Source organism: uncultured Clostridium sp. (assembly GCF_900547735.1).
Classification (GTDB): domain Bacteria; phylum Bacillota; class Clostridia; order Lachnospirales; family Lachnospiraceae; genus Otoolea.
On sequence record NZ_URHZ01000081.1, the window covers coordinates 1 to 23,656 of the forward strand.

21 protein-coding genes are annotated in these 23,656 nt (G+C 47.8%); 4 read left to right on the forward strand and 17 right to left on the reverse strand.

Going from position 1 to position 23,656, the window contains the following annotated elements:
- Window positions 1-60: 60 nt before the first annotated feature.
- The 12 genes from QZT18_RS19705 to QZT18_RS19760 form a co-directional block, all read right to left on the reverse strand.
- Window positions 61-567 carry a chemotaxis protein CheW gene (locus QZT18_RS19705; protein ID WP_294150651.1) on the reverse strand — a complete coding sequence of 169 codons (507 nt, stop codon included), beginning with the start codon at window positions 565-567 and terminating at the stop codon, window positions 61-63.
- Complete coding sequence (locus QZT18_RS19710; protein WP_294150652.1) at window positions 560-2,767, reverse strand: chemotaxis protein CheA; 2,208 nt, start codon at window positions 2,765-2,767, stop codon at window positions 560-562. Before QZT18_RS19710 ends, QZT18_RS19705 begins: the two co-directional genes overlap by 8 nt.
- 5 nt (window positions 2,768-2,772) lie before the next feature.
- On the reverse strand, window positions 2,773-3,711 hold the full coding sequence (locus QZT18_RS19715; RefSeq protein WP_294150653.1) for a diguanylate cyclase: 939 nt from the start codon (window positions 3,709-3,711) through the stop codon (window positions 2,773-2,775).
- A gap of 37 nt (window positions 3,712-3,748) precedes the next feature.
- Window positions 3,749-4,231 (reverse strand): chemotaxis protein CheD, encoded by a 483-nt coding sequence (locus tag QZT18_RS19720; RefSeq protein WP_294150655.1) that lies wholly within the window; start codon window positions 4,229-4,231, stop codon window positions 3,749-3,751.
- Window positions 4,221-4,844, reverse strand: coding sequence for a chemotaxis protein CheC (locus tag QZT18_RS19725; protein WP_294150656.1), 624 nt, complete (start codon window positions 4,842-4,844; stop codon window positions 4,221-4,223). The genes QZT18_RS19720 and QZT18_RS19725 overlap by 11 nt, the downstream gene beginning before the upstream one ends.
- 81 nt (window positions 4,845-4,925) lie before the next feature.
- Window positions 4,926-6,602: a methyl-accepting chemotaxis protein gene (locus QZT18_RS19730; protein ID WP_294150657.1), complete on the reverse strand. Its 1,677-nt coding sequence runs from the start codon at window positions 6,600-6,602 to the stop codon at window positions 4,926-4,928.
- Between the two features lie 96 nt (window positions 6,603-6,698).
- Complete coding sequence (locus QZT18_RS19735; RefSeq protein ID WP_294150659.1) at window positions 6,699-7,064, reverse strand: response regulator; 366 nt, start codon at window positions 7,062-7,064, stop codon at window positions 6,699-6,701.
- Between the two features lie 6 nt (window positions 7,065-7,070).
- Window positions 7,071-8,081, reverse strand: coding sequence for a CheB methylesterase domain-containing protein (locus tag QZT18_RS19740; RefSeq protein ID WP_294150660.1), 1,011 nt, complete (start codon window positions 8,079-8,081; stop codon window positions 7,071-7,073).
- A gap of 12 nt (window positions 8,082-8,093) precedes the next feature.
- Window positions 8,094-8,903 (reverse strand): protein-glutamate O-methyltransferase CheR, encoded by an 810-nt coding sequence (locus tag QZT18_RS19745; RefSeq protein ID WP_294150662.1) that lies wholly within the window; start codon window positions 8,901-8,903, stop codon window positions 8,094-8,096.
- A complete protein-coding gene (locus tag QZT18_RS19750; protein WP_294150664.1) occupies window positions 8,884-9,192 on the reverse strand; it encodes a chemotaxis protein CheW in 309 nt (102 codons plus the stop codon). The genes QZT18_RS19745 and QZT18_RS19750 overlap by 20 nt, the downstream gene beginning before the upstream one ends.
- Before the next feature lie 14 nt (window positions 9,193-9,206).
- On the reverse strand, window positions 9,207-9,590 hold the full coding sequence (locus tag QZT18_RS19755; protein ID WP_294150665.1) for a chemotaxis protein CheW: 384 nt from the start codon (window positions 9,588-9,590) through the stop codon (window positions 9,207-9,209).
- 25 nt (window positions 9,591-9,615) lie between these two features.
- Window positions 9,616-11,364: a methyl-accepting chemotaxis protein gene (locus QZT18_RS19760; protein ID WP_294150666.1), complete on the reverse strand. Its 1,749-nt coding sequence runs from the start codon at window positions 11,362-11,364 to the stop codon at window positions 9,616-9,618.
- Between the two features lie 209 nt (window positions 11,365-11,573).
- On the opposite strand from QZT18_RS19760, the gene QZT18_RS19765 reads away from it, so the two are divergent.
- From QZT18_RS19765 to QZT18_RS19780, 4 genes are all read left to right on the forward strand, one after another.
- Complete coding sequence (locus QZT18_RS19765; protein WP_003500020.1) at window positions 11,574-11,777, forward strand: DUF378 domain-containing protein; 204 nt, start codon at window positions 11,574-11,576, stop codon at window positions 11,775-11,777.
- A 247-nt stretch (window positions 11,778-12,024) separates the two neighbouring features.
- Window positions 12,025-12,876 (forward strand): MerR family transcriptional regulator, encoded by an 852-nt coding sequence (locus tag QZT18_RS19770; RefSeq protein ID WP_294150687.1) that lies wholly within the window; start codon window positions 12,025-12,027, stop codon window positions 12,874-12,876.
- A gap of 273 nt (window positions 12,877-13,149) precedes the next feature.
- Window positions 13,150-14,064: a carbon-nitrogen hydrolase family protein gene (locus QZT18_RS19775; protein ID WP_294150688.1), complete on the forward strand. Its 915-nt coding sequence runs from the start codon at window positions 13,150-13,152 to the stop codon at window positions 14,062-14,064.
- Between the two features lie 20 nt (window positions 14,065-14,084).
- On the forward strand, window positions 14,085-15,419 hold the full coding sequence (locus QZT18_RS19780) for a YjiH family protein (RefSeq protein ID WP_294150689.1): 1,335 nt from the start codon (window positions 14,085-14,087) through the stop codon (window positions 15,417-15,419).
- Between the two features lie 93 nt (window positions 15,420-15,512).
- On the opposite strand, the gene QZT18_RS19785 is transcribed toward QZT18_RS19780, so the two are convergent.
- From QZT18_RS19785 to QZT18_RS19805, 5 genes are all read right to left on the reverse strand, one after another.
- Window positions 15,513-16,775, reverse strand: a complete 1,263-nt coding sequence (locus QZT18_RS19785) for a zinc-binding dehydrogenase (RefSeq protein WP_294150691.1) — start codon at window positions 16,773-16,775, stop codon at window positions 15,513-15,515.
- Between the two features lie 90 nt (window positions 16,776-16,865).
- Window positions 16,866-17,339: a PTS sugar transporter subunit IIA gene (locus tag QZT18_RS19790; RefSeq protein ID WP_125143344.1), complete on the reverse strand. Its 474-nt coding sequence runs from the start codon at window positions 17,337-17,339 to the stop codon at window positions 16,866-16,868.
- 166 nt (window positions 17,340-17,505) lie between these two features.
- Complete coding sequence (locus tag QZT18_RS19795) at window positions 17,506-19,605, reverse strand: BglG family transcription antiterminator (protein WP_294150694.1); 2,100 nt, start codon at window positions 19,603-19,605, stop codon at window positions 17,506-17,508.
- A gap of 211 nt (window positions 19,606-19,816) precedes the next feature.
- Window positions 19,817-21,205 carry a PTS mannitol transporter subunit IICB gene (locus tag QZT18_RS19800; protein WP_294150696.1) on the reverse strand — a complete coding sequence of 463 codons (1,389 nt, stop codon included), beginning with the start codon at window positions 21,203-21,205 and terminating at the stop codon, window positions 19,817-19,819.
- Window positions 21,206-21,532: 327 nt separating this feature from the next.
- On the reverse strand, window positions 21,533-22,747 hold the full coding sequence (locus QZT18_RS19805; RefSeq protein ID WP_294150697.1) for a D-alanyl-D-alanine carboxypeptidase family protein: 1,215 nt from the start codon (window positions 22,745-22,747) through the stop codon (window positions 21,533-21,535).
- Window positions 22,748-23,656 lie beyond the last annotated feature (909 nt).

A 23,656-nucleotide genomic window follows, 5' to 3' on the forward strand; every position in this document is an offset into this window, starting at 1 on the left:
AAGACTCACCCCCTCCCACCATCCCCCTCCCCGAGCCGTCCCGCCCGCGTCCTCATTTTTCTACTCAAACACCACCATCTTTTTGAGGGATTTGTCCACATCAACCACTGAAATAATCTTATCTTCCCCCTCGAATGCCTGCTTGACGGCCAGCATAATCCCGCCGTCTTCCGGCAGTTCCCCGGTCAGCTCACGGTCGGGGGCAATGCCTACGATTGCGGGCTCCCCTGCTACCAGAAAACCGCATTCGAGCCCTCCCGCTTTTGCGATCAGCACCAGTTTCTGGGAAACCTCCTCCCGGGGAAGTCCTCCGGCGGCGCGCATGGATACTACGGGAATAATATTGCCCTTCCAGTTGCATACCCCCTCATAATAGGAGGGCAGACAGGGAACCGGTGTGATATGCGGATCACGGACCAGTTCTTTGACATAGTTAAGCTCTATTCCATAGTAAAAATTCCCCATGTCGACTGCCATAAATTCCAGATTCTCCCGGAACTGTACGGCTGTTTCCGATCCTTCGTCAAAAAAAGCCATCTGGGCGCTCAGCCCGCTTAAATCACTCATACGATTTTGCACCTCCCGCTACGCGGATTAAATCTTCTATATCGAGCAGCATACAGATCGAGCCGTCTCCAAGAAGGCTGCAGCCCGAAATTCCCGTGTAATACCTGAAATGGGGGCCAAATATCTGTGGAAGCGGTTTTTCCACAAGACTCATCTGATCGACAATTTTATCGGCCAGAATACACGCCTCCCGGGAGCTGCCTTTCACATACGCCATCACGCGGCGTCCCGTTGTTCCCTGATCCATGTCATAAAACTGCCGCAGGGATATGATCGGAATATAGCGTCCCTCATGCAGCCAGAATTCTTTTTCTCCGCGCCTTACAAGCTCCGTCTCTGCCGGAGGATATGGGAAAAACTGCATTACCTGTCTGGCCGGAACGGCAAAACAATTGTCACCGGCCAACAGGCGTATACTGTCAATGATCGTCAATGTCAGCGGCAGATGGAGTATAAAGCGGCTTCCGCTTCCCTTCCTGCTCTCCAGATGGAGATGGCCGCCAAATTTTTCCACCATCTGCCGGACCACATCCAGACCAACGCCTCTGCCCGAAAACTCATTGGCCTGCTCTCTTGTTGAAAAGCCGGGAAGGAGACAGAGTTCCATCAGTTCCGTCTCAGAATAATCCGCTTCATTTCCCGTAAAAAGTTTTTTATCTTTCGCCTTTTTAAGCACTTTTTCCGTGTCGATTCCACAGCCGTCATCCTGGACCGATACACAGATCTCTCCGCCCATGTTTTCAAAACTCAGCGTAATCTGCCCGGTCTGGCTTTTTCCTGCCGCCGCCCTCTCTTCCGGTGTCTCAATACCGTGATCCACGGCATTGCGGATCAGATGAAGCAGCGGTTCCAGAATACTGTCCGCAATCTTTTTATCTACCTCCACGTCCTGGCCTGTCACGGTAAACGTTATTTTCTTATTCTCTTTCCGGCTGATATCCCTGACAACGCGGCTAATCTGCGGAACAACACTGGAAAAAGGAATCATACGGATGGAAATCACAAGTTCCTCCAATTCCCTTAAAAGACGTTCCAACTGGCGTTTCTGGTTGTCTTCCCGCACTCCCGCTCCCGCGGTGCTTCCGTATAAATCGGCGGCCTGGGCCGCTATCATAAGCTCTCCCGTCAGATTCTGAAGCTCGTCCAGGCGCTCCACCTTCACGTGAATGAATTCGCTCCCGGTCTGCGCCGCACCATTCTGCCCCGCCGGTCTTGCCGGTTTATCCGTTTCTCTCTTCTCCTGATGATCCGCCTGCCCGGACTTTTCTCTCCCGGCGGATGATTCTGCCTGGCCGGATTGTTCTGCCTGAACAGTCTCCTCTCTCCCGGTGGATATTTCTGCCTGGCCGGATGATTCCACCTGACCTATCCCGTCTCTCCCGGCGGATGTTTCTGCCGTCTCCGATAATTCTGCTTGTCTGGACGCCCCTCCCCCAGCGGATATTGCTGCCGTCCCGGACGATTCTGCCTGACCAGTCTCCTCTCTTCCGGCGGATGTTTCTGTCTGGCCGGCCTGCTCCGGCATTTCCTCCGATGCGGTCACGCGGGAAACAAACAGAGCCTCGGACAGTTTATCAAACACCAGGCCCGGATTTTCTGAGAGAAAATGGATGTAAAAACCGTTTTCCCGGATATAGTCCGCCGTACCCGGATTGGACTCCACATTTTCCGGGTAGGTCTGCATTTCGGTGCATTCCTCTTTTATCTGGCGCGCCACCATATAAGCGCGGATATTTTCCATTTTACAATCTGCTTCAAACCGTATATGAGCGGTAAAATCCTTTTTGTCTTTTACTTTTGAGACAAGGGCATCTATCTTTTCGTCAAACCCTGCCGGGTCGTTGGGCTGGAATGTCTCATCATTCATCCGCCCCAGTTCGCCCCTGATAAAATCGGCGGCGGCAAAGACAAGGTCAAAGGTCTCCTGCTCAAAGCCCCCGAGCCTGAACGGCCCTTCCCGGAATACGGCAAAAATATCCTCCAGACGGTGGGCCAGCACCGACAGTGCGGTCAGCCCCATCATGGCCGAAGAACTCTTAATCGTATGCATTACGCGGAAGATCCCGTTAATTTCGTCTTTTGTAAGCGCCTTTTCCTGTTCCGCATTCAGCAGAATCTCATCTGCCTGGTCGAGAAGCTGGTTCGTCTCAAGAAGATAGATATCCAGCATATCTTCCATATCTGTATCAAAAAATCCCATCTACATCACACCCCTGTTTCCTTCTCCGATCCGAACAGCACCGCCCGGTTTTTTCCCGACGTCTTGCCATAATAGAGAGCCTTGTCGGCACAGTTCGTGTTATCATCAAAGTCTTTTGATTTATCATAAAGTGCGATCCCAAGTGTAACTGTGCATGTAAAATTCGTGTCCCCGAACATGAACGGAAATTCAGCAATCTCCTTGCGGATTTCCTCACATATTTCAAGCACTTCCTGTTTTGTGACCGCCATCAGGATCAGGAGAAATTCCTCCCCGCCCCAGCGCACCACCTTATGTCTTCTGCAGATACTTTCCATGATATTGGCAATACAGACGAGAACCATGTCCCCCACCGAATGGCCGTAAGTGTCGTTGATCCGCTTGAAATTGTCCACATCCACCATGACCAGGGCGTCGTCGCGGCCTTCCTCTTTCAAATCCTTTGCCAGCTTCTCCACGATAAAACGGCGGTTGTAAAGCCCCGTCAATTCATCACGGAATGCCGCCCGGTTCAGTTTCTCCATATTTGCCTTGAGCGTCTCATTCAGGGAGCGGAGCTCATCCTTCTCCTGTTTGTCGTGGAGATGGGCCTTGACTCTGGATCTCAGTTCCTCCGGAAGGAACGGTTTTCTTATATAATCACAGGCGCCAAGTGAAAATCCCCTTGTAATATCCTGTTCACTGTCCTTTGATGTGATAAAAATAACCGGTGCACGGCCGTTTTCATGATCCCTGATTTTCTGGAACAGGTCATACCCCTCCATATCAGGAAGCACCACGTCTAACAGAATCAAATCCGGCTGAATCTGATCCAGCATCTCCATTGTTTCCTTTGCCGAATGGGCCTTGTGGATCGCCACCTCATCACTCTTTAAAACCTTTTCTATCTGCTGACAAATTAACAGGCTGTCATCAATCGCTAATATTGTCTGTCCGCTTCCCATGTCCTTTTTCTCCTTCCATCCGGCCGGCTCCCGCCTGTCAAATTTTTTTTATCTCTCCGTTGACGGCTTTCACGGTCACCTCTCCTGTTAAAGAATCTAATGTCACCGTTCTTCCGTAATCTTTTCCTGTGTCCTCCGCAGTGATCCGAATTCCCAGACGGTGCAGTGTCTCTCTGACCGCATGGATATTCCGCTCACCGATTCCCTCCATCGAGCCTCCGGTGCGGAACATTTTGGCTCCGCCCACCAGCCTTGCAGTGATATCGTCACGCCCGGCTCCCTGCCGGTACATGGAATGGAGCAGGAGTTCACAACCACTGTCTGCAAATTTATATAAATTCTGCCGGTCTACTGCATCCCTGTACGAAGGCAGCATGATATGGGCCATGCCTGCGATATGCTTTTTACTGTCAAAAAGGCAGACGCCTACACAGGAGCCCAGCGCATACGTAATCAGCGCCCCCGGCTCCTTCACTACAAGCGCACAGGCAATCCCCACATTAACCAGACTATTTTTCATATTTCTCCTCTAGTATCACAGCGATCTTCTCCAGAGATTCCTGCTCCGGAAAGAACAGGACATAGCCCTGTTCCGACAGCCCGCCGGTGCTGATCTCGGTTTCTATAAACAAAAATTCATCACTGACATTTGCAATACGTATCATCGGAACGCTTAACAGCGCTCCCACCATATCCACATTGACATCCGGTACCGACACATCGATCGTAATATCCAGCATTTCCGCCAGGGCGCTGATATAACAGCAGCACATGATATTGCCAATCTCCTTGAATGCGGACAGACTCATCTCATCCAGCTCGTAAATATTTTCCGTCTCGCTCCCCAGCATCCCTTTCATAACACTTTTCAAAAAAGATTCACTGCACAGGAACATGAACATGCCGCGGATATCGCCGGTCAAATCCATCAGTACACCGGCTGCGGTATTCTCGGTTCCTCCCAGTATATTGGAAACCTGTTCAAAGCCCCTGATATTAACCGCCGGAATCTCCATCCCGATTGCGTGGCCCATCAGGCCCGACAGGGCAGTCGCCGCCTTTCCGCTTCCTATATTACCAAGCTCCCTGAGTATATCGCTCATACTTTCATTCAAACTGTAATATTTCCCCATCTGCTACCTCTCTTCTCCGTCTTCCCCGAAAAACATTCCTGAAAGACAGATATATTTCTTCCATTTTGGTCATCCCGCTTTCTATAATTCAAATTCCTCCACAAGCTGTTTCATAATCTGGGCCTGTGCCGACAATTCTTCACTTGCCGCGGCGCTCTCCTCGGCCGTCGCTGAGTTATCCTGCACAATGGAGATTACCTGCTCGATACTCTCCCGGATTTGAAGAACTGAATCCGCCTGCTGCACGGAGGCATCCGAAATCCGGTCAATCATGGTCAGGATTTCTCCGGTTCCATGCACCACCCGGTCGAAGGCTTCCGCCGTCTTTCCTGCCGCGCCCGCGCCCTTGTCCACTTTATCCCCGGTCTGATCCGCCAGTTCCGCCATCATTCTGGACGCCTCCGCCGTCTTGACGGCCAGATTGCGCACCTCTGCGGCAACAACTGCAAATCCGCGGCCTGCTTCCCCTGCCCTGGCTGCTTCCACCGACGCATTCAGGGACAGCAGATTGGTCTGGAACGCAATATCCTCAATCTCTTCCACAATTTTTCCAATTGTCTTTGAATTCTCACTGATTTCACCGATTGCATCCAGCATGGCCGCCTTCTGCCGGTCTCCCTCGGCGACGATTCCGTTCACCTCTTCGACCTTACGGCTGGCCCTTACGGCATCATCGGCATTGTGTTTTACCCTGTCGGAAATCTCATTGATACTGGCCGCCAGCTCCTGCATTACGGCCGCCTGTTCCACAGACCCCTGGGACAGCATCTGCGCACCGCCCGCCACCTGTTCCGAACCTCCCGCCACCTGTTCGGACGTATTGGCAATCTGGAGGATCGCCCTGTTCAAAAGCTCCGTAATCTGCTCCATAGCCAGGCCGACCGCAACGAAATCCCCTTTGTATGTAATCCCGGAACGGTAGGTAAGTTTTCCGTTTCCAATAGCGTATAAGCCCTTCTCTATCTCGGAAACATAAGTTTTAAGCGTCCCAAGAGTTTCCCTCATGCTGCCGGACAGGGCGCCTAATTCATCTTCTGATTCATAAACAATGTGCGCCTCCAGGTTTCCTTCCGCCATCTGCCTGGCGGCCTCCCGTATCTCCTTAACCGGGCCTGTAATCCCTTTTGTGATGCGAATCCACAGGAAGGTCGAGATAATCAGGACAATTGCAGCAAGTCCCAGGATAATGCTGTTCATCCGGCGTTTTACATCATGCCCGTTATCCAGGTATCTCTGCGCCCGCTCCAGGGATTTGTCCGCAATTTTCTGCAGGTACTCCCTCTCCACCTTGGTGTTCGGTTCATATTCGTCATCGTAAAGATCCATTGCCTCCTGATAACGGCTTTCCTCAAGAAGCTCGACCGCTTTCGTTCTGATTGGATTGATTATGTCCATCTGCCCCTTCAGCCCGATAAGCAGCTCGTCACTCTCCAGATTCTGCTCCAGATAAGCATATCCGGTAAGCAGCACCGACTCCATATCCTTGGCTTCTTTTATCTTTTCAATTTTTTCCTGCTCTGTCACTTTCGTGGCCACATCCAGTATGCATCTTCCAATCCCCTGGACGGAGGACTTCATATCCTGGGCCGTGTACGATATGGCAAATGCCTTCTTATAGAACGTGTCCAATGTTCTGGATGTCTCAGAAATACCAAACAGCGCAGCCATTACCGTAACGATATACAGCACAATAATCGACATATACGAAACCAGTAATTTATTTCCAATCTTAAGATCCTTAAACTTCAGCTTTTTCATTTCTTCTGTCTATCCCCTTCCACCGGGCCGTTTCGGACGCTGTTTTCAGCCTTCCTTTCCAGTCTCCGGCTTGCTATATCCCTTTTCGGTCTTACTTTATGCCTTTAAATTGGCTTTTACCATTTGTACCAGCATTTCGTCTTTAAACGGCTTTACGATAAAATCCCTGGCGCCCCTCTGAATTGCCTGGGCAATCACCGCTTCCTGGCCCAGGGCGGAGCACATGATGACTCTTGCCTTCGGATCCTCGCTTAAGATATCATCCAGGACCTCCAATCCGGAACGCTCCGGCATCGTAATATCGAGGAGCACCAGATCCGGCCGGATTTCTTTATAGCGCTCCAGCGCCTCTCTTCCATCGCCAACCTCTGTGAAATTCTCATATCCCGCCGCCTTAAGCGTCCGTTTAATTACCATTCTCATAAACATTGCATCATCTACAATCATTATCTTTGATTCCATCCGGTTTTATCTCCTTCCTTTACCCCGCATCTGTATACAAAATCGTCTTATCTCTCCGGCCATACTGTCTAACGGGAGCTGCTTCTGCGCGCCTCCCAGTTCAAACGCTGCCGAGGGCATATTGTAAATTTCACTTGTCTTCCTGTCCTGGACCACGGTATAGGCTCCGGCATTCTTCATTTCCAGCAGGCCTTTGGCCCCGTCATCTCCCATACCGGTCAGAATCATTCCCATCGCATTTTCCCCCGCCGCACCGGCCAGGGAAGAAAATAAATAATTGACCGAGGGAGCAAAACCGTTTACTTTCGCTCCCGGCATATTTCTGACTATATAACCCATACCGCTCCTGCCGACGCTCATCTGACAGCCGTCGGACGCCATATAAACCGTCCCGTCCTGAACTATCTCTCCCGTCTCAGCCTCTTTTACCTTCATTTTAATCTGTAAATCCATATATTGTGCAAATGTCTTTGCAAATCCCCTGCTGAGGTGCTGTACGAGCAGTATTCCGCAGGTATCCTCGGGCAAATCTTTTAAAACTCTGAGAAGCGCCTTGGGACCACCTGCCGATGAACCGATTCCCACTAAAAAACGGCTGTTTTTATCTTCCCGGACGCCCGGCAGATTTCTGCCTGCTTTCGGGTTTCCCACTTTAATCCTGATGATAAGTTCTCTGGAAAAAAGGTTTCTGCCGCGTTCCGTATCCATGGCCGTCATTCTGAGAAAGTCGCAGCCGCTTTTGCGGACACAGTTTTCTCCGCTTCCGTCCTCCCATACAGCGATCAGATGGTTATCCTGCTTTCCGAATGTATGGAGAGACATATATTCTCTCTCAAAAAAAGCGGCCGTTTCACATCCCAGTATTACCGCATCGTACTCCGCGGCGGGCTGAATTCCCTTCCGCCACGCACTGGTTCTTAAGACCGAGGCCGATATTCCATCACACTGCAGCGCGGCCCTGATCGTTTCCTGTATTCCGACGGTCTCCGCTACAATTGCAACCCTGATTTCTTCCATAAGCATTTCCCTCTATTTTCTGTATATAGCCGGACACACATAAGTAAGCAGCTCATGATCTCTGGGAAGCAGCTCGGTATGGCCCACAAACAGATAGCCGCCCGGCTTCAGAGCCCGGTATAAATTTTCTATTAATTTTTTGCGTGAGGCATCGTCAAAATAGATCATGACGTTGCGGCACAAAATCAGATCAAAGCGATCGATCCCTGCGTTGGGCCTCAGGAGATTCATCAACTGGAACCTGACCTTCTCCCTGAGCTGGGGAATGATTGTAAAATCGCCCCTCTCCTTGTCTTTCCTGCAGTACTTCTGCTGCCAGAACGGCGGTATCGCATCCAGCTCGCTGAGCGGATACCGTCCGTCTTTGGCCTTTCCTATCACGTTCTCCGAAAGATCCGTGCCGAGGATTTCAAAAGAAGGGAGCCATCCCCCTCCGTCGGTATAATTCTGAAGCAGCATCGCCAGCGTATAGCACTCCTCCCCGCTGGAGCAGCCGGCAGACCAGACCCTGAACGGGGCTTTTGCCGTTTCCGGCCGGATTTCCGGGAGTATCTTCTGTTCGAGAAATTCAAAATGTTTTGGTTCCCTCATAAAATATGTGTAGTTCGTAGTAAGGCGGTTCAACAACGTTGCCCTCATTCTTCCGGTTCTGTCCGCCTCCATCATGTCCATATATTGTTTCAGGGAGGTAACTCCCCTTTTTTCCATCTCCTGGCTCATTCTGCACTCTGCAATGACCCTCTTTTTCGAAAGATCGATTCCATAGTGTTCATTCATATACTTGGTCAGGAGCTCAAACTCCTTACCCGTAAACCGTATCATGCGGCTCACCTCCTGACAAATCATCTGCCAGCAGGCCGCAGAGACTGCCATCTTCCCCGACTACCAGTACGGCACACCCAAAATCATCCTTGTGCTGCGCTCCATCCAGATACTTCACTGCAATAAGCCGGTTATGGAAATAAACCATGCCCGCAATGCCGTCCGGCGCTCCCGGTACTTTAATAATCCGGGGGGCCGGCAGGATTCTCCCGATCTGTTCCATCAATACTTCCGCATAACCGCCGCCGGAATATAATTTAAGAATCTCTTTTTTCTCTTCTTCTTCCATCCTCACTGCCTCCGTCACAAAAATGGGCCGGGCTCTATGACAAACGCCCATGAATCCAGTCGTTCCATATATGCCGCTCTCTTAAGGCCGGAACTGTCCCTGCCCAGCGCCTCCTGTGGTATTTCTTTCAGGGCGGTGGGGTCAAGTTCAAAAATCCCCATGATTTCATCCACCCGGAACCCATAGAGAGTTTCCTCCCGGTTCAGGAGTATCATATATTTTCCACAGTTTCCGGTACGTCCTCCCCACAGACGGCACAGATCGAAGAGGCACACTTCACTGCCGCCGTAGATAACCCGGCCGCTGTCGTCTTTCCCCGGAAGAATATGTTTTACAAGCTCAAGAGGAATCAAAAAAAGAGCGGCTTCCAATTCAAAACACAAAAATGTTTTTTTCATAAAGCCCCTCCTCTTCTCAGTTTTTCTAATTTACTTTTAATTTAAATGTACTGACCAGGCTCTTAAGCGTCTCCGCCTGACCTGAAAGCTCTTCACTGGCTGCGGCGCTTTCCTCAGCCGTTGCCGAATTGCTCTGCACAATATTGGATATCTGTGTAATATTCCGCGTGATTTGCTCCACCGATTCGGCCTGTTCCGATGTTGCATCGGAGATGCTCCCGACTGCAGACACGATTTCTTTTACGCCGCTCACAACGTTCTGCAGTGACCCGGCCGTCTCATTTGCAATGACAAGACCATTCTCAACCGCCCTGAGAGATTCGTCAACCAGCTCGGATGTATCCCTTGTCGCCTCTTTGCTCTTGGCGGAAAGCTGCTGCACCTCATCCGCAATGACGGCAAATCCTTTGCCGCTGGCTCCGGCCCTGGCCGCCTCCACTTTGGCATTTAACGCAAGAATATTGGTCTGGGATGTGATCTCTTCAATCGTATCTATGATTCTCTTAATTCTGGTGGAACTGTCGCTGATATCATCCATAGCGGACAGCATCCGCTTCATTCTCCCGTTGCTCTCCTCCATTTCCCGTCCAACCGCTCCCGCCTTTTTACTGGCGTTTGAAGCGTCATATGCATTGCTTCCAATCTTATCTGCAAGGCTGCTTATCGTATCAGCCAGTGTTTCTATTGTAGTTGCCTGCTCAGACGAGCCGACCGCAAGCGCCTGCGCGCCGTAAGAAACCTGCTCCGCGCCTCCTGCAACCTGTTCCGACGAACTGTTAATCTGTTTTACCGTGTTGCTCAAATCCGCTATTGTCTGCTGAATCGAGGTCAGCAGCGGATAGAATTCTCCCACATAATTCTCCCTGCCCCGGCTTACGATATCGAAATTCCCTTCCGACACCTGCCCAAGAAGGTAAGTCAAATCGTTGATCAGGAAGGAAAACCGCGAGATCGTAACTCTCATACTCTCGGCCAGGCCTCCCATCTCGTCCTCCGACCGATAGGTAACCGATACCTCTTTCAGGTTTCCCTCTGCTATATGTTCAGCCGCCTTTTCAAGCTCAGAGATCGGGCGGGTGATGCTGTGCGTGATATAAAATGCAAAGGCAACGCTGATGCCGACGCTGAGTCCTCCCAGAAGAACCAGGATGATGATGGAATTCTGCTGCGCATTCCTCACCTCCGTGATCAGGTTCACTCCCGTTTCATCGGTGTAACTGCTGATGTTATCCAGCTCTTCCCGGATTTTCGTATTTGTCGCCCTGGTGTTGTCCTCCTTATACTTAAGGGCTTCCTGGTTCCGAAACTGTACAGCCATATCAAGTACTTCGGCATCTATTGGATACACCGACTCAAGATGTTCCGCCAAAGTCTCTATCATCTGCTTATCGCCTGTAAAATGCTCCTTTATCGTAAGCAGTTCATTCTCAATATTCTTCTGTGCCGCGCTGACATCGCTGATGGAAGTTTCCATTATATCCATATCATCATATGCAATAGTGCGGTAAACCGATTTCTGCATTGATTCGAAGTTGGCTCTTATGGAACTGACGGACCTCCTCACGGTAAAGGGACCTTCGTAGAACGTTTCCATCTTCTCCCCCACCCTGACAATATTTGCCACGCTGACCACGCTGCCCAGTATCAGCAACAGCATAATAATTATGTATGATATCGCCAGTTTCTTCCCTACCTTAAAGTTCTTCATCCCCAGTTCCTCCCGGTACATTCTCCTGCAGCTTAGGGCAACGTCCTTTGACTGTAAGATTCTCATTTTTCGGCTTCACAGCCCCTCGTTCTATCTTACAATAAATGGGATCTTACTTCAAGCTGATTCTCTGCTTTTTGCCCTAAAATCGAACCGATTTTCTTAATTTTTTGTGCAATTGCTAAAAATTTCCTGGAAGGTCCGTATATTTTTCACCTCTCCGGACAATAATAAGCAAAACGGAGAAATCCGCATACAGGAAAGGATGGTAGAATATGCAGAAAACTATAAATGTAATTGCTCTCACCATAGCCATTATTGGTGCAATCAACTGGGGACTGATCGGGTTCTTTAACTTTAACCTCGTTTCCTATCTCTTTGGTTCCGCTTCCATGCTGTCCAAAGTCATTTACGCCCTGGTGGGAATCTGCGGATTATATCTCATCGGCTTCTACGGCCCTGTGACACAGGAGAAATAATCCCCCAGTTATCTACAACTTTGAATCCGATAAAGAGAGCCTGGTCGACAGTTTTTTAATCATCTGACGACTGGGCTCTCATATTTTAAATCTATTATTTCCTTAAATGTAAATTTTGGTATAGATTACTTTTATAGTCTATATAAAACAGCAAACTCAAAAACAAGTGATATTCATATAGAAATATGATATACTAAATAGGATTCTGCTTACATATCAAGAACGAATATCTGAGAAAGGAACTGAATTGACAAACCATTATACAATCTCCGAAGTGGCAACCCTGTTTAACATATCAAAACAGACTGTACGCTATTATGATAAAATTGGTCTTGTTAAGCCGGCTGTCCACCAAGAAGGCTCAAATTACAGACTATACAGCCAAAATGAATTAAATCAATTCGCCCTAATAAGAGAATTAAAAGCGTCCGGTCTGTCTCTTTCAGAAATAAAAGCTTACTGTGATGAAAAAGATATTACTAAGCTAGAATGCCTTTTAAAAAAGAATAAAAAGAACCTGGAAGAACAAATTTTCATATTAAACCGGCAAAAAAACAATACAGACTTCTATATAAAAGCTTTAAGCCAGGCAAAACGAGTATATCAAAAAAATAAATATGAAATAAAAACGGTCAAAAAGCGCTGTGTTTATTTTCTTAACATCAGCTTTGTAACCGATGATTTAAGAGAATATATCGAACTTCTTCATCGTTCCTACAGTGCTGCATATTCAGGAAAATTGCCAAGAGAACATGGCCATGTAGTTCTCTTTATCGAGCCTGAGCATTTGAATAAGCGAGAATTCAAAACATATACCGGGATTGGGTTGCTTTTTGACAAAATATATCAGGATAAAAAGTCGAAAATTATTGAAGAAGGGCTATATGCGACCACGATTCATATTGGAGATTATAAAAAAATTCATCAGACCTATAAAAAGCTATGCCAGTATATTTACAATGAGGGTTATGTGATTACCGGCAGTTCAACTGAAATCTCAGTAACCAACATTACTTTTACGACTAACCCAAATGAATTTATCACAGAAATTCAAATTCCTGTTCGAAAAAACATACAGAATGAAAATCAGGGCAGATAATTAACACCGTGTTTTCTCGGGTTTAATTATCTCCCCTGATTTTCTTTAATTCTTTTTATCATTTTTTATGATCTCCCTTAAGCACATTCTCACCGTATTAATTTAGTTTTTACATAGAAAGTGTATACCTACTATAACGTTTTCCCATTGCTATTAAAGGGAATTCCTTTCAGTTGTTTGAAAAGTATATCTTGAACGTGTAGCTGGAATATCGATTATACTTCAATCACAGCAGTAAAAGCCAAAGAGAAAAGGTTAAAAAGGAGAGAAAACATGAACAGAAACTTGAATATTTCATTATTACAAATGCCGGTACTTCCAGCAGACGAAGCACTAATTTACTTAAAAAAAGCAGTTGAAACTCTAATGGCCAATTATATAAAACCTGAAATTGTAATTGGTGCAGAATTTGGCCTCGCGTTAAAGCCAGAACTGATACCTGGTAAATTAACCGAATATTTTAGTGCGATTGCAAAGGAGCATGGTATTTATTTTATTCCCTGCACGATGGCAGAAGCGGCCCCCGAACTTCCCGATGGAAAATTCTATAATACTTGCTGTGTCTTTGGTCCTGATGGAAGCATTGTAGCAAAATATAGAAAACAGGTGCCGTTCCGTCCGGCTGAAAAATCGGTTGCAGGGGATAAACAATACTGTATCTTTGAAATACCTGAAAAAAACGCCAAAATTGGCCTCATAATTTGTTATGACCAATTCTTTCCTGAAATTTCGAGAACCTTGTCATTGATGGGAGCAGAAATAATATTGTGTCCTGCACTGGAACCAATGGAATTTCACTATATACCCGATATTATTCCCAGAGTCAGAGCCTTAGAAAATGAGTGTTATTTCGTATGGACATGTAGTACTGGTATTGGGCCTAAAATTACATATTGTGGCGGTTCAATTATTGCAGGCCCCGAAGGAGAGGTGGTATATAAATGCGGTGAACAGCCTGCTCTTGTAACAAAAACAATTGATTTGGATGCTGTGACCAGAAAGCGATATGCGGGTATTGATCAGCATTTAAATTCCATGAGGACTTTTCATATAGATTATCCATTCGCAGGAAAAGTAGAGACTGCTCCTATATTTGACCAAATGCCTCCTCTTCCTCAAACGACAGAAGCATTTCAAAAACGGCTGATGGATATGGGAATAGGCACTTTTCATAGTGTAGAAGGGTAAAAAGAAAAGGGGGAACAACAATGATGAATCAACAGAAATCTATTAATAATAACAAAAATGAATGTCATCCTATAGTATCAAGTTTTAAATTTGTAGTATATTCCTGTTTTGGACTAATCATGTTTTTTTGCGAGTTTACTCTTAATGGTTCAAAAGCAATTCCCATTCAACATATAGTGAACTTTGTAAATCTTACTTTTAAACCATTCATTCCCTATTATTCATTATTTTTTGTTATATTAGGTGCCGTGTTGCCCATTGTTAATAAAACTTACCGTTGTTCTACATTTAATTTCGTATTTACGGGACTTAAAGTAGCGGGAGCCATCCTAGGAATAATGGCTGTTTTCAAAATTGGTCCCTCACTTTTTCTGGAGGATAACTATCTTCCATTTCTTTATGAGGACTTGGTTATGTCAATAACGGTTCTAATTCAGGTCTCTGGGTTTGGTTTTGTTTTTCTAATGAATTTCGGACTGGCTGAATTTTTAGGGACACTTATGCACAAATTGATGCGGACTTTTTTCAAAACACCGGGTGAAAGTTCTGTAGATGCCATAGTATCTTTTACGAGTGGCTATACAATGGCTATGATGGTGACAAACAGTTTTTATAAGAAAGGGATATATACCGCTCGTGAAAGTGCGATTATAGCTACAGGTTTTTCCACAGTAGCCGTATCATTCCTGCTTATAGTTTCAAAAGTATTAGGGCTCTCCGAATATTGGAATCTGTATTTTATGTCCTGCCTTTTCGTTACTTTTGCAGTTACTGCTGTAACGGCAAGAATTTATCCAATTACAAAAATTCCCGATACTTATTACAGCAGTCGAGCAGAACAGCCTGAATTAGAAGAAGGGAATGTATTCCTTCGTGCATGGCACCAGGGAATAAAAACAGCGGGAGAAGCAAAACCGTTGAGTACTTATTTTAAAGAATATTTTTTGAATGATGCCGTAAAAATGGTTTCCTCTGTCTCCGCAAGTATCCTGTCTATAGGCCTGCTTGGCATTATTCTCGCAAATATGACCCCATTGTTTGACATCATCGGTTACCTTTTTTATCCTTTTATGTTGATTATGCAAATACCAGAACCTTTATTGGCGGCGAAGGCAGCAGCTATTGAAATAGCTGAAATGTTTTTACCTGCTATGCTGGTTGTTCAGGCATCTCTTATTACAAAATTCACTATTGCAGTTACAAGCGTGTCGGCAGTATTATTCTTTTCTGCCTCCATCCCCTCACTTATGGCAACGGAGATTCCAATTAAATTAAAGGATATAATACTTATTTGGTTAGAAAGAACAGTACTATCAATTATATTAGCTTCGGTAATTGCACATATCTTTTTTTAAATTATTCACTGAATCAAACAACAGTAAAAAGAAAGCAGTTCCAGGCCATGTATCTGAAAACTGCTTTCTTTTTTATCTAACGTTATTTATCCTCTATCTTACTCCGAAATGTTCAAACAGGACTTTCTCCGCCTCGGCATTCCAGAGGCCTTTGTGGGCCTTGCAACACTCATCCAGCTTCTTATAAAGCGGATCCGTCTCACCCAGCTTTGCGAAGTCGTCAATGGCCGTCAGCGGCATCTCAAACTGTGTGTAGGTCAGCTTCTTTCCTCCCGGAATGGTTGGAAGGTTCTTTGTCGCCTCTGCGATGCTGTCGATTCCGCCTACGTGGGTTACCATAACGGCCGGCTCAATCACGCCTTTTGCAGAAAGGGCGTTGGCCTCAATCAGATCATCCGTGTTGCCGCCTGTGGTTCCCATGATATGGGTGCTTGTATAGTGGCAGTTATAGAGATTGATCTCTGCCGAAAACTGGCTGTCGGTCGGGCCTGCAAAGAAGTTCATGCAGCCGTCAAATGCCAGCAGTTTATCTCCCATCTCGGCTACCTGTCTGATTGGAGCGTATACAAATACGTCGTCGTATCCGAGTCCCTCCGTTATAGCCATGAGCTCTGCAATCGGATCTGCCATTGCCGCCGTGTTTACATAGTGGAGTTCCACTCCCATCTCCCTGGCGTGAGCCTCGGAAATTACTTCTCTTGCACGGTTGATTCTGTCCTCGTTGACATCGGTTACAACAATCCGTTTCGGTTTATTTTCAAACTGGATACCGTAGCTTACGGCTCCTAATCCCATCGGGCCGCAGCCTCCCATGATTAAAATATTGCCGTCCACTTTTGTTCCCATGGCATGCTCGTAATTCTTTTTGTTGGTGTGGTAATTAGCATGGTATCCGCCGATAATACAGCTCATCGGCTCACCGAGGGATGCCTGGAAGTAGCTTTCGCCGTCGTAATTTAAGAGGCAGCCCATCTCCATTACCTCGTGAGGGATAATGCAGTATGTGGCGGCTCCGCCGCAAAACTCATAGGAATATCCCGGGGAGTCCAGTTTTCCCTGATAGTTGATGGCCGGCTGGATGGAAAATTTCTGTCCCGGTTTGAACTGATCCTGCCATTTTTTTCCGACCTGTACGATATCTCCGGCAAATTCATGGCCGACGATAATCGGGTTGGTATCGATGTTCTGTGGAGCGCGTTTATGTTTTTTACCCTGCTTAACAAGCTTGTAGGTGGACATGCAGATACTGTCGCTCATCACCTTTACAAGGATTTCATCATCCTTTATCTCCGGTAATTCAAATTCTTCTAATCTTAAGTCGTCGAGCCCATACATTCTCACTGCTTTTGTTTTCATGTTTTCAACCTCCGCTTATTTTTCTGTTTGATATCATTCTGTTATCTATGATTACCAGCTTTAATTTTTATCATCCTGAAAATTATTCCATCACGCTTTTGTTGTAAATGTAGCGTAGATATCATCCTCGCTGCCCTTAATCAGTTCCTCGACAGCCTCCGGCGTCGCCATCTTTTCTGCAATGGTTGAGAGGATTTCCAGATGCTCCTCCCCTACTCCGGCGATTCCGATTACAAGGTTGACCTTCTCGGTTCCCCAGTCGGTGCCTTCCGGGAATACCATCACTGCGATTCCGGACTGTTTAATCTCTTTCTTTGCTTCTTCAACTCCATGAGGAAGCGCAATTCCGTTTCCTATATTGGTAGGGAATGAAAGCTCCCTTTTTATCATTGCATCGATATAACCTTCGTTTACATACCCGCTGTCGCAAAGGAGCTGTCCCACCGCCCGGATTACGTCATCCTTCGGCATCGGGCTGCAGTTTAAACGGATATTTTTCTTCTCTAAAAGCTCCGGTTTCTGAATTTTTTCAGCCTGTTCTTTTTTCTTTCCAAAACCAAACATTCTCTTATTCCTCCTCATTATCTACAGGTTTTCCCGTTCCGGTATTTCTTTTTGTTCCCTTTTATATCTCAATTATAGCCCCGGCACACCGTAGAATTCAACCGAAACAAAAATGCATTTGGCATCATCAGATAGTGACAAAAGCTGAAGGCGGAAATTTCTGTGTCTACATCCTGTCCAGATACTGGTCAAAGTATTTTTTGAGATACCGCGACAGCAGATCCCGGACGCTCTCCTCTTCCTTTGTTATGATGGCGTTCAGGAATTCATCCTCTTCCACCAGCATCTGGCTTAAATAGCCCAGCATGTCCGCGTTCTCCTGCGTGTGGCCTTCCTCCGGCATCAGCATCACAATGGCGGCCCTGATTCCCTTCATATCCGGGGCGGTAAAACGTTCTCCCGACTCCGGTACAAAGACCGTAAATACCGGTTTTGTGACCCCTGCCGTCCGCGCGTGGAGAAGGGCGAATGAGAAATCCGGGAAAAACTGGGAGCCCATTGTTTCCCTTCTCTTTAAGGCCTCTACAATCATGGTCTGCCGATCCGCGTAGGGCGTCTGCTCCTCCCCCGCCTTTAAAAGCAATTCCCCGAATGCAGCAGCCGTCCCAATCTTTGTGCGTCTGAAACGTTTTATCAGCGATTTAATCTGGGTCGCCATATAGTTGACTTCCTCAAGCTGTCTTGTAAACGCCTCGTTCTCTTTCCCGGCCGCAGGCATGCGTTCGTATTCACGCACCCTGGCGGCAATCTGCTCCATCTCCTGCGACGTCAGAAGGGGGCTTACGTAAAGGATATCCGCATTCTCCCTGATGGGAAGCGTGGATACAAAGAAATCGGTATGCTCCAGTGCGAACGGGTTCAAATCATTGACCCCGTATGCCGTAAGTTCGATGCGGTCCTTGAAAAACTTGTTGATCCTGGAGCACATCAGACGTGATATTCCAATGCCGCTGGCACAAACTACGCCCATGTTCACTTTTCTTTTTACTTCCTTCCGGCTTTCCAGGCGCACCATCGCCGCCCCGAAATGGATGGCCAGATAGCCTATCTCAGGCTCCGGCACCGTGAAACCGTAATGTTCCTCAATTACTTCGGCAACATCGCGGCACCGCTCGAAAATGGCGGCATAATCGTTCTTTATCTGTTCCAGCAGCGGATTCTCAATCTTCATATTGTTGGCGAGGCGCACTAACGTCGGCTGCAGATGGGCGGCCAGCCCCTGCACGACGAATTCCTCATCCTGCTTGAGCTGCCAGGCGACGGCCGGATCAAACCGGTCGATCATCGCGTTTACCACCGACAGCAGTTCCCTCTGGCCGCTCACCCTGGCCTTTGAGTCCTCGTCCAGTTCTATCTGCTGCACCTTGGCCCCTTTGATGTGAAGACAGACATAAGCGACCTCGATCTCCGGGATCTCGATCTCAAATTCCTTTCTAAGCTCCTCCACGATTCTGCCCGCCAGGCGGAAATCTTCGTCGCCGCGCAGGGATTTGACCATAGCTTCATTCTCTTCCAGTATCTCTTTCCCCAGAATCCTGTTTACCGCGATTGTCACGTGCAGAACGAGCCCCACATAGGAATTCTCGGTCAGATTTAAAAGTCTTCGGTCCTTCACCCTCTGGATGCACGCAATGACCCGCAGCAGGAGGTCATTATTTAAAATCTTGTAGATGTTTTTATCATTTTTATTTTCCACCAGTTCAAACAGCGCCTGGTCTTTTTCCTCATAAATATCCCGTATAAAGCGCGTGTCGATATTCTCATCGATAAAAGCCCTGAGAGCCAGGCGGAAATCCTTCTCCCTGCCCTCTATGGATATCCCGTAACCGGGTTTCCGGTTGATTTTCAGATTAAACGGGGCAAACCACTCCTCCGCAGCCTCCAGATCTGCGCTGATGGTCGCTTCGCTGACTCCGAACAGATCGCTGTAGTAGTAAAGTTTTTTCAGTGTTTTATCTTTCAGTATTTCCAGGATCAGCCTTTTGCGGCGCTCCGTCCTGTCTGAGACGTCCAGCGTATCTTTCTCACTTAGCTGCCTGAACAGCCTCTCCTTGTCTTCCGGTTCCCCCTCCAGCCACACTCCGGTTCCCGTCTTGGAACAGAACGTCACATTATATTCTTTCAGCGCTTTTCCCAGGTATTCCAGTTCCCTCTGGACCGTGCGCTTGCTCAGGTTCATCTGTTCCGCCAGATTTTTGACGGATATGACTTTATCTTCATTCAGCATGAGCAGAAGTATCTGCTGCATTCTCGGTGTAAAATCCATATATTTACCGTTCCCTCTCCCGTTTTCCGGTACTTGACCGCCCTTATCCGGCTTTTGTCCTTCGGGCTTTTTGTCCTCCGGGCCTTTTCCCCGCCCGGTGTATTTATACGATAGAAAGACAGAACAGGGTGTGGGGGCACACCCGGTTTCTGTCTTAACAATTTTCTATATGCGCCCGACCGGCCGATGTGACGGGTCCGGGGCATTTCTCCTATCGGTTCAGTAATTCCTGAATCAGTTCATCATACTCCGGCGCGGCCAGGAAGTTGGTGATAAGGATAAGCTGCGCGTCCGGATTGCTGTGCCCGGCTCTCTCTCCCAGTTCCTGATGCGTTACCACAATCTGAGCATCGGCCGGGATGGAGGATACGGGTGAATGCATAACCTCAATGTTTCCAAGGCCTGCCGCCGCCAGCTTCTTCTTGAGCACCGTCGCTCCCATTGCGCTGGATCCCATTCCGGCATCACAGGCAAACACGATTTTTCTGATATCTTTTGAATTAACTGTATTAACTGTTTTATGCTCTTCGGCAATTCCCTTTGCCGCATTCTTCATTTCTTTCATCTTGTTCTTGGAAGCTTCCAGGTCCTCATCCTTGCCGGCGAATTTGAGAATCGGCATGGAGATGAAGAAGGATACCGCCGTAGCTACGAGAACGCCTGCCAGAACCGGAATATAGCCGCCGCGCGGTGTCATTCCGAGAATTGCGATGATACTTCCCGGTGAAGCCGGTGCGGAAAGTCCAGCGCCCAGCATCTGCTCTACAAAGATACCGCTGGCTCCGCCTGCAATAACGGAGAGAAGTAAAAGCGGATTCATCAGGATATATGGGAAATAAATCTCATGGATACCGCCGAGGAAATGAATGATTACGGCGCCCGGTGCGGAGCTCTTGGCAGAACCCTTGCCCGCCAGGCAGTATGCCAGCAGCACGCCGAGTCCCGGACCCGGGTTAGCCTCAAGCAGGAAGAAAATGGATTTTCCCGTCTCCTCCACCTGCTGGATTCCCATTGGGGAGAAAATTCCGTGATTGATTGCGTTATTCAGGAACAGAACCTTTGCAGGCTCGATGAAAATACTTGCCATTGGGAGGAGTTTGTTGTCAACGAAGAAACCAACGCCTGCCCTCATTGCCTCATTTAACGATTCTACGAGCGGCGTAACGCCCTTTAAGGTAAGGAGCGTAAGGATTGCGCCTACGATACCGAGTGAGAAGTTATTGACCAGCATTTCAAAACCTGCCGGAATTTTACCTTCTATTACATTGTCTATCTTTTTCATAATCCAGGCAGCCAGAGGACCTACAATCATGGCGCCGATAAACATTGGAATATCGGAACCTACGATTACGCCCATGGTTGCGATGGCGCCGATTACGCCGCCCCGCTGTCCGTGTACGGCAGCGCCGCCCGTGTAGGCAATTAACAACGGCAGAAGCACGGTTGACATTGGTGTTACAAGCGTGGCCAGTGCCTCATTCGGCATCCATCCCGTCGGGATAAACAATGCCGTAATTAAGCCCCATGCGATAAATGCGCCGATATTCGGCATAACCATACCGCTCAAAAACCGCCCAAATAACTGAACTTTTTCTTTCATACTGATACCCTCTTTCCACTTTTATGTTCTATCTTCCAATTTCCGTTCGTGTATTTCCAATTTGATAAAAGTGACCGGCCGGTCGTTCCTTTTGATAGTTTTATTATACCCGCCCTGAGGGAAATATTTCAACATGAAGAAACAAGGATTTGTCACTATGTAATAGCGCCAAAAATCTGGCTGGCAGTGACAAATCCCTGTTTAGTTTTAACGGTATATTATATCGTATTCCAGATAAAGGAAATTTTTTATGGTTGTTTTTATATGCATAAAAAATCCATCCTGCGGAATTCCCCGCCTGCGGCGGCTCACTTTAGCGCATAGTTCCTATACGCAGAAGCTGGATGCGGCCCGTTTCAGATAATCAAAGAAATTAGCCTTTCTCACATCCTCCGCCGCTACGATATCCACGCTTCCAAGTTCCTGCCCGTTTAACCGGTAAACGAGACGGCCCAGGATATCGCCCTCGCCCACGGGAGCTTTGATTCCTTCTTCAAATACCCATTCTTTCTCAATGCCTCCGAAGTCCTCCCCCTTCATTGTCAGATAAGAAAATGTTCCGTTCAGCCTTCCCTGCACGGTGTCCTGAATTCCGTTTATCAGCGCGGCCGGCGGCACTGTGCCCGGATCTTCGTCGCGGTACATCCGGCAGTTGGCATAGCCGTAATTTAAGAGCGTCAGGGCATCGCCGAACCTGGCTTTAAAATCGGGCGCCGCAAGAATGACTGCGATTAGCTCTACACCGTCTTTTTTTGCCGTTGCCGACAGGCAGTATTTTGCCAGGGAGGTCGAACCCGTTTTCAGGCCGGTCACCTCAAAATTGGTAGCCATTTTGAGCAGCTTGTTGGTATTGGAAAGACCGAATTCTTTTGTACCCTGTTTTGTCACGTGGGTGATGTTTTCCATCCATATCGTGGAGTAATTGAATATCTCGGGATATTTTGTGATAAGCTCCCTCGACATTAACGCTATATCACGGGCCGACATTGCATGGGTCGTGGAATCGGTCAGTCCGCAGCAGTCCTCAAAGTTTGCGTTTTCCATTCCAAGACCTTTTGCCCGCTCGTTCATCATTTTTACAAATGTGGCCTCATCTCCGCCTATGTATTCCGCCATTGCCACGCTGGCATCGTTGCCGGACGCAATGACAATGCACTTGATCAGTGTCTCTACGGTCTGGACTTCGCCCTCCTCCAGGAATACCTGGGAACCTCCCATGGATTTTGCGTGGGCGCTGGTGACAACTTCGTCGTCCAGATGGATCTTTCCGGACTTCAGGGCGTCAAATGTCAGAAGCAGCGTCATGATTTTCGTAACGCTGGCCGGGTTCCTGGCCTCATCGGCATTCTTTTCATAAATCACCGTTCCGGTGGACGCCTCTATGAGGATTGCCTCCGGAGCCTGAATTTCCGGCCCGTCCGCAGCCTGGACCATCGCCGAAGCCGCCGCGGCCGGAATCTCCGGAACTGAAGCATACACGCTGCAAAGCCCCGCCTGCAGGACCATCATAATCGTCAAAATAACCGCCGTTAATCGTTTCATACCTTTTCTCCGCATCTATTTCCTTCTTTAATCAGGATATGGACAGAATGCATGTACTTATGCCATTGTGTTACAGGAAGTGTTCTTTTCTTTCCGACAAAATTTTAATGGAGGAATGAGAACGCCGCCGGGACGGTCGGGGGGCGGGATGGTGAGAGGGGGGATGTGAGTCTTCAGTCCCGGCTTGAGTTTAATCGCGGGTGGAGAATCCGGGCAGAAAAAGTTCCTCCGGGAAACGCTTGCGCTCTTTGGAGTACATAACAGTACTAAGGCGCCTGAGAAACGCCGCCTAAGTGCTGATGAACTCCCAGGTTCCCTTCGGAATCTTTTTGGCTCCTGTCCACTTCATGTCCAGGAACACGCTACGCGATGCACAGAAACGGTAAAAAGCACCGTTTCGCGCCGCAGCCCTCGGGTTTTGTGTGACTTACGCTGCGCTACACTCACACAAAACACCTCGCGGAATACAACCGGATTCAACGTGAACATATGCCATCTTCCTCACAGGCAGTTATGCCCCGGGACTGAAGACGCGAAGGTTTTCGCCATCCCGAGCCCCGGCCTGCGGCCGCTGATTTGTTCTTATTCTTCAGGGGGGAGGTACTGTCGCTGCCACTACGTTTCCCCGAATTTCAGGGGAATTCCTCCCTATATTGTCAAATGATTTTCCTGTATGCTATCCAATTGATGAATCTGAGCTTTGACGCCTGACCTATCCTTAAATATCCATTGAATTTTATAATTCATCAATAAATTCAGCTTTGGATTTTTCTCTGAATCCTGCCCGAAATACCTTCTTAAGGTAAAAGGTTCACGACTACATAGTGGCTACGACAATACCTCCCCCTTACTTGACGAAAGAGACAATCAGCCCCTGAAGCCGGCGGACGGGGCAACACCTTCGCTGAG